The 7,350-nt window shown below is 45.1% G+C and carries 5 protein-coding genes; 4 read left to right on the top strand and 1 reads right to left on the bottom strand.

The annotated features are described in order from the left end of the window. Positions 1–339: 339 nt before the first annotated feature. Together ACWB0I_RS10820 and ACWB0I_RS10825 are read left to right on the top strand one after the other, a co-directional pair. Positions 340–2,535: a FecR family protein gene (locus ACWB0I_RS10820; protein ID WP_479388076.1), complete on the top strand. Its 2,196-nt coding sequence runs from the start codon at positions 340–342 to the stop codon at positions 2,533–2,535. Positions 2,536–2,958: 423 nt separating this feature from the next. Beyond that, complete coding sequence (locus tag ACWB0I_RS10825) at positions 2,959–3,678, top strand: HAD family hydrolase (protein WP_479388077.1); 720 nt, start codon at positions 2,959–2,961, stop codon at positions 3,676–3,678. Between the two features lie 18 nt (positions 3,679–3,696). Here the strand turns inward: ACWB0I_RS10825 and ACWB0I_RS10830 are convergent, their stop codons facing one another. Further along, positions 3,697–3,843, bottom strand: a complete 147-nt coding sequence (locus tag ACWB0I_RS10830; RefSeq protein WP_479388078.1) for a hypothetical protein — start codon at positions 3,841–3,843, stop codon at positions 3,697–3,699. 421 nt (positions 3,844–4,264) lie between these two features. Here ACWB0I_RS10830 and ACWB0I_RS10835 point away from each other — a divergent pair, with 421 nt between their 5' ends. After that, complete coding sequence (locus tag ACWB0I_RS10835) at positions 4,265–5,920, top strand: thioredoxin-like domain-containing protein (protein ID WP_479388079.1); 1,656 nt, start codon at positions 4,265–4,267, stop codon at positions 5,918–5,920. A 349-nt stretch (positions 5,921–6,269) separates the two neighbouring features. Beyond that, a partial coding sequence (locus ACWB0I_RS10840) for a sulfotransferase family protein (RefSeq protein ID WP_479388080.1) occupies positions 6,270–7,350 on the top strand: 1,081 nt, incomplete at its 3' end.

Consider the following 7,350-nt stretch of genomic DNA (forward strand, 5'->3'; position numbering starts at 1 on the left):
AAGTAAATCTGTTGAATTGTTGAATTGTTGATTTGTTGAATTGTTGAATGAGCATCGAGCTGACATAGCGAATTCCCATTGTTCGTGAATGGTATTTCCAATCCAGGTGAGAAAATTTCCCACACAAGCCTTCCCCCTCTCCCAGATTTTTATTCTGGGAGAGGGGGATCGAGGGGGTGAGGGCAAATAATTTCTTTGCGCCCTTTGCGTTTTTTTAAAAAGTTTGCCGGCTCTGCTGCCTTAGTTAAAAAATGCCGCGTTCCAATTGGCCCGATTGCCAAACGGAATGGCTGGACATTTGGTAATAGTCGACTGAACATTAAATTAAAGGAGCAAGCTATGCGTTGGGTCGTTATTTTTTTGTTCTGCGTTTCGACACTCCTTGCGCAGTCTGCAAAAGTTCGTTTTTTTATGGGCACAGTAACGTTTAAAACGAGCGCTTTTGCAACGGATTGGCAGGCGGTGCAGTTGAATCAGGAATTGCCAGAAGGGAGTATTGTTAAAACGGGTCTGGAATCGGTGTGTGAAATTGAGTTTAAGGATGGTTCTGTGACCAAGGTGTTGCAGAATTCGCTACTGGAAATCAAACACATGCCCGACCCGCAAAGTTCAGATGGCGAATTGTTGACCTATTTAGGCAAATTCTTTTTCTATTTTAAGAAACGATTTTCTGGAAAAGTAAAAATCAGAAGCTCGGTGGGGGTGGCTGCCATTCGGGGCACACAGTTCTATTTTATGGATGAACCGATGAAAACGGCGCTCTGGGTGCGGGAAGGTAGCGTTGAATTTGGCGATTTGACGTTGCAGAATACGGTGCTCGTAAAGGCGGGATTTAAGTCGGAAATCAGCAGTGGCGGAAAGCCCGTAGTTCCTCAGCCGTTAACTCAAAAGGAACTGGCCGAACTGGAAATGGTCAGTGAAGGTTTGCCCGCTCCAGAACAACAACCGGGACAGAGACCGGAAGAAGAGATAAAATCCCAGGAAGGCATGGAGCAAAAGCAGCCCGAACTTCAAACAAAGCCAGCGCCTGAACCGAAGGGGCCGGTTCCTGCGCCGGAAAGTGGTGCGAGGCCGGCGGAACCTCCGGCCAAACCGACGCCCCAAAAGGTCAGAACCGGCGTGGCTCTGGGCGCCGTAACCATTGACGGCAAAATCTACAATCAGATCGGTTTACGTCCGGAGTTTTCCATCGGCAAGCTGGGCGTGGCCCTCGACCTCACTCTTTATCTGGATCAAAATGGCAATATTCGTAAAGAAAATTGGGATTCCTTTAAGGACATCGTGGAAAAGATCTATTACGTGCGCTGGGCCCGGCGCGGTGATCCCTTTTATCTGAAAGTCGGCGCCATCGATAACTACCGTCTGGGCTTTGGTCTGTTAATGAACCACTATGCCAACACCGTTGAATATCCCAGTGTCATTAGAACGGGTATGGAAATAGGGCTGCAGAGAGGTCCATACGGTTTCGATGGCATGGTCAATAACTTTTCTGAAGTATTGAGCGGTGGCGGACTGTTTGCCGGGCGTTTTTCTTACAATCCGTTTGGCGCCCTTCAATTAGGGTTGAGTCTGGTTTACGATCGGAACCAATACAAGGGCTTGAAAGACCGTGATAGCGACGGCATCCCCGATGTGCTGGATGACTTTCCCGACGACAAAAATGAAGCGCTGGACAGCGATGGCGACGGCATACCAGATCATAAAGACTTTGACCGCGATGGGGATGGCTTTACGGACAACGAGGCATTACTGATTGAAACCTTTGGCCCCCAGGGCGCCAGTCTTCTCAATGAACAGGATTCTGTATTGTTAAAGCCGGCACCTTTCAATATTAATCAGGCAAAAGATAAATCCCAATTAGCCCTGGCCCTGGATGCTTCTTATCCCATTTTAAGATTCAAATATCTCAAGTTAACGACCTATGCCCAATATGCCAAATATCCTTATAACGGGGCCTGGGGCATTACCTTCCCCGGCTTCTGGGCTAAATTTGCTTTTATTAATGCTTATGCCGAATACCGTATTTTTGGCAAAGGATTTTTACCGGAATATTTTAACACGACGTATGAACTGGAGCGCGCCACCTACAAATCAGCTATGGATTCCACAGGACAAATCATTCCTTACACCAAACGTAAATATCTGAACGATTTTGTCACCGAACGCCTGAGAGGCTACGTAATCGGGGCTGATTTTGATTTGTGGAATTTGCTGACCTTTGGCGCTGAATTTCAAAACATGAGTCGGGCCCAGGTGCACTTCAGAACGTTGAGAGCCAATCTGGATCTCAATACACGTTTTATCCCCAGGATTAACCGCGCTGGCGCTTATTACTACCAGAACAATGCCATCGATCTCTTCAAAAAAAGCGAAGGCACCATTTTGGGTTACCGAATTGAATATGAAATTTCACCATCTGCTTCGTTGTTGCTTGATTTCAGGCAGACTTATCGTGATGTGAATGGCGACGGTAAGATATCGGGGAGTAATGAAACGGTGAAAACGACGCAAATCCAGACGGTCATGCGTTTTTAGACTTCATGCTGGAGAGGATTTTGTTATCTGGCGTAGATTGGTTGTTACCTGCAGAGGGGAGAGTTTAGCCCTCACCTTCTAACCTCCTTTCCCGAAAATCGAGAAAGGGAGAATTTCTGCGTTCCAGTGAAAAGGATTCTTCTCCCCGATGAATCGGGATGAGGGATGACAGGCAGCTTGGGCCTTCACTTCTCCGGCACAACCTGCCCTTTACCAGAAATTTCGATTTTGACCGTACAGGTGGCTTTTTGAGGTTGATGAACAGTTTAAGCTAAAACTACGTTTGCACTCGTATTGGTATCTGAGGTCAGAGCAGCCCTGGATCCCATTTTTTTGTGTTTTAGATTCCCTTTTGCAAATCGCGCTTGCGCTGTTCCTGGATTTACCCTATCTTTGCCCCTGTTTGTTCAGGAAAGGATGGGGATGGAAACAGAAGGAAAAGTTTTAACACGGCTCCGGAATTTGAGGGCCCTCATTTTAGACATGGATGGTGTGCTGGTTGACACGGAACCCTTGCACATGAAAGCCTTTGCTCTTTTTCTGGATCAATTGGGCCTGCCTTATGACGATGCATTTCTATTTAGCTTCATAGGGTATTCCGTGCCGGACAATATCAAAAAAATTTACCGGCAGTTTTTAAAGATTGATGATCCGCAGACCATTGCCCGTGGAATCAGACAGCGAGATCGGATTTACTTGCAATTACTGGAGACCACCCCTTTGCGGCCACTGTCCGGCGTTAAAGAGCTCATTACCTTTTGTAAACAAAAAGGGATCAAAACGGCTCTAGCCTCCTCTTCGGACCGCGAACAAATCGATGTGATTTTCAGGAATTTAAAAAATACGTCCAAAGACCAGTTCAATGCCCATGTGTTGTTTGAGGTAGTCCTGTCCGGTGAAGACGTAAAGCAGCGCAAACCAGATGCGGAAATTTACACCAGGGTCTGCCGATTGTTGCAGGAAAAACCACAAAACTGCCTAACGATTGAAGATTCTCCGGCCGGCGTTACCAGCGCCGTTAAGGCCGGGCTAACCTGTTTTGCCCTCAAGAACAAATTCATCGCAGAAGAGAAGTTGCGCCACGCCCATCTGGTTATTGATCGCATTGAACAGGCCCTGACTTTGTTGCAAAAGGTGGTTTAAATACTTTCCTCAAAACTTCTAATCCCGCCACAGCGGGATGCGAAAATTTTTGTGCAGTGTGAAGAAGCAAAACTGTTGAATTGTTGATTGGTTGAATGGTTGAATGGCCTGTCCGGTGGCCAGACGGGCCTGTCCCCGAAGATCGGGATTTCCGCTTCGCTCCAACTGATCGCACCTTGTTCGTCCTCACCTCCTGCCACCTTCTCCCCGAAAATCGGGGAGAGGGAGAGTTCAATCTACTAGTGTAAGGGATTCTTATTCCCGATGAATCGGGAATAAGAATGACATGCCGGCACAGGCCTTCACCGCCTGGGCACAACTTGCCCTCTCACAAAATAATTCGTAATTCGTAATTTTTAATTAAAATGCGCGCTTTGCAATTTTTTAAAGGTTGCGACACTGCTGCCTTAGTTTTGCTTTAGGTAGATTGTCATTAAAATTTTGGGTGATATTCAGTACAAGGCAGGAACTAAATTTGATTAATGCCTTTCAAACCAGTAACTTAAATTTTTTTATTAACAGACCTTCAAATGGTTAATGCCTTCCATTTAGAAGGATTGAGTTTATTTTTTAACGGAGGTTTTTTATGTCAAACGTATTAAAGTATTTACTGATGGCAGGTGTATTGGCTCTATTCTGGAACTGTTCCGGAGGCGGAAAAGGAACGTTAAGCGGGAAAGTTATTGGCGCCGATGGACAGCCGCTTACCCTGGCCCACGTTCATGTGGCTGAAGCGGGTGGTAATGTTTTTAAACCTTTAAAATCGGCCCAGACCAACGAGGACGGAACGTTTCAATTAGAATTGCCACAATCCAAATATCTGTCTATTCTGGTCACCGCTCCTTATCACCAACCTCTGGAATTGCCCCTGGCACGCCAGAAGGCCAACGAATCCGTTGTCATCGATTTCCAATTACAGGGACACCATTACTTTCCAGATTTTAATCAGGTGAAAATTACCGGAGATTGGATCGATTTTAGTTTCTCCAAAGCCTTACCCATGAATAAGAATAGTGACGGCACTTTTAGCTTAACCGTACCGGTTCATGCAGATACCCTGGCCTATCAGCTCATCGGTTTAATCCCGGCTGACCAAAGTATTAACGGTACGGATCAGGATTACATGGTGTACGATGGTCAGGGCGATTACAAATCGGTTCTTAAAACCAATGATTCCACAGTAACCGTCACCTTTGATCCTCAGAAATTACCGCGGCATTTCAATCGCGCTTTGCCCAATGCCATGCTCAAAAAAGGCAGCGCCCTGACCCAGGAAATTCTGGATGCGGCCCTCATCATCCAGAGAACTATGATGACCTGGAATGAACAACGGCAGCAATATGCCCGGAACAGCGGCACAGATCGCGGTTTCCGCTTTAATTTCGGTGAACTGGATTCGGCGCTCAAAGCACTGGACGCTAAAGCTTCCTCTGATCTGACCACCAAATACATTGCCTTTCAGCGTGTGCTGTTGACCCAATATGGTATGAATGCACCGGACACATTGTTGCAGTTTCTTGGTCATAATTTAACGATCACCGATCCATTGTGGGCCTTTAATCCGCAAATTATGCCGTTTGTTTATGAACGTACGATGGGGCTGGAAAAAGCCCTATCTGCTCTTGAAGAAGCTATGCCCAAAATTGAAAGCAAGAACACGCGCGCCTTTGTTCTGATTCATTTAGGCATGCGCGCCAAATACATGCGCAATAATGAGAAAGTCGCCTGGGTTTACAATCAATTAAAAGACGGTTATCAGGATATTCCCATTGTTAAATACTACATGATGCAATTTAATCCGGAAACCGGCGTTTCAGTGGGCAAGCCATTACCTCCTTTTAAAGTCAAAAACATGGAAACCGGTGAGGAAATTTCCAACAACACGCTCAAAGGTAAATTCGTTTTACTGGATTTCTGGGCTACCTGGTGTGCGCCGTGCGTTAGCGAAATGCCCACTCTGCATCAAGCCTATGAACATTTCAAAAATAAAAATTTCGTGATTCTCAGTCTCTCGTTTGATCGTAAAATAGACGACGTTAAACGCTTTCGCAAAGGGCAATGGAAAATGCCCTGGTTGCACGCTTACCTGGACAACAGCATCCGCGACCAGATCGCTCAAACTTTTGAAGTGAGCGGTATTCCCAAACCGATTTTGGTCAGTCCGGAAGGGGTCATTATTGCCATGGAAGCCGACTTGCGGGGACAAAGTTTAGAAAGCACCTTGAATAAATTTATCCATTAGTTTTCATGGACTTTAAAATTAATAGATTCATCCCCCTTTTGATTTTTCATCAGAAGGGGGATTTCAATTTAAAATCGATCCCATTGGTCTGAGGTAGGAAACATTGGTTTTTATTTAACCTACTTTAGGAATTGGCCGGACTGGGTGCGCTGGAAAAAATGATGTGGGAACATGCACGGATCGTGAGCCAGACACGCCAGGTGAGGTCTTCTCTCGAGTTTGTGTCTTGCTTTTAAGGTTTTTGTTTTGACTCAAATCACGATCCGTTCAGAAAAATATTTGAAAATTCGAGCATTCTTAAATTTGTGTCGAATGTTTTTGGCAAGATTACTAAAATAAAAGGTCTGATATGGATACTTTAATTGGACTCAAATCAAAGGATTGGTGGAAACTGTACCGTCAAAACGTCTGGAACATTCCTTTAAATCAATATCCCAATTGCTTAAAATTAACGATCTTAAGTCTCAGGAACAGTCTGTATGCCCGTAAAGAAGCTGAACAATACGCGCAGCAAATCCAGCAAACGAATATCGAAAAACCGCCGCTGTTCATTTTAGGACACTGGCGTAGTGGAACTACACTGCTCCACAAATTGATGTCCCTGGATGTGCAATTTGCCTTTCCCAATGTGTACGAGGTTTACAATCCCTGGACCTTTTTAATTACCGAACAATTACTCAAAGATCGCCTGGAAAAATTACCTCCAGAAAAACGGCCTATGGACAATGTGGTGGTCGCTTACAAAGATCCTGCAGAAGACGAATTTGCCCTGAGTCTTTTGTCATTGAAATCGCCTCTAATTAGCTGGGCCTTTCCCCTGCAGGAATACTATTTTGATCGCTATCTGACCATGCACAATATTTCGGAAGAGGAGCGTCAGGAGTGGAAAAACTTTTTCGTCTACTATTTGAAAAAATTGACTCTTCTTTACAAGAAGCAATTGATTCTTAAATCACCCCATCACACGGCGCGCGTCAAAACCTTGACCGAAGTCTTCCCCGATGCCAAATTTATCCACATCATCCGCGATCCCTATCGCACTTTTCAATCCACAGTGAATCTGTACAAAAACACCGTAGCCCGACTCTCTCTACAAAAACGATATCTCGACAAGGATATTGATGCCATTATCAATCGCTACAAAATAATGTACGATTTTTACCTGGAAGAGCGGAAACTGATAAAACCCGGCAATCTGGTTGAAATTCGTTTTGAAGACCTGGAAAAGGATTTTGTAAAGGGCATAGCGCAGATCTATGAACAATTACAGCTGGATGGTTGGCCGGAGTTCGAGGCTGTTTTAAAACGCTATTTTGAAGCGCAAGCGCCGTATCGGAAAAACGAATATCCAGCGCTGGAAGCCTCCTTAAAAGAAAAAATCAACGATTACTGGTTCAAAACGTTTGACGAGTGGGGATATGCTTTTAAAT

Source organism: Caldithrix sp. (assembly GCF_056497305.1).

Bases quoted from the DNA above. Each gene is read 5' to 3' on its own strand.
- ACWB0I_RS10825 (WP_479388077.1), top strand. From the start codon at position 2,959: ATGGAAACAGAAGGAAAAGTTTTAACACGGCTCCGGAATTTGAGGGCC.
- ACWB0I_RS10820 (WP_479388076.1), top strand. From the start codon at position 340: ATGCGTTGGGTCGTTATTTTTTTGTTCTGCGTTTCGACACTCCTTGCG.
- ACWB0I_RS10835 (WP_479388079.1), top strand. From the start codon at position 4,265: ATGTCAAACGTATTAAAGTATTTACTGATGGCAGGTGTATTGGCTCTA.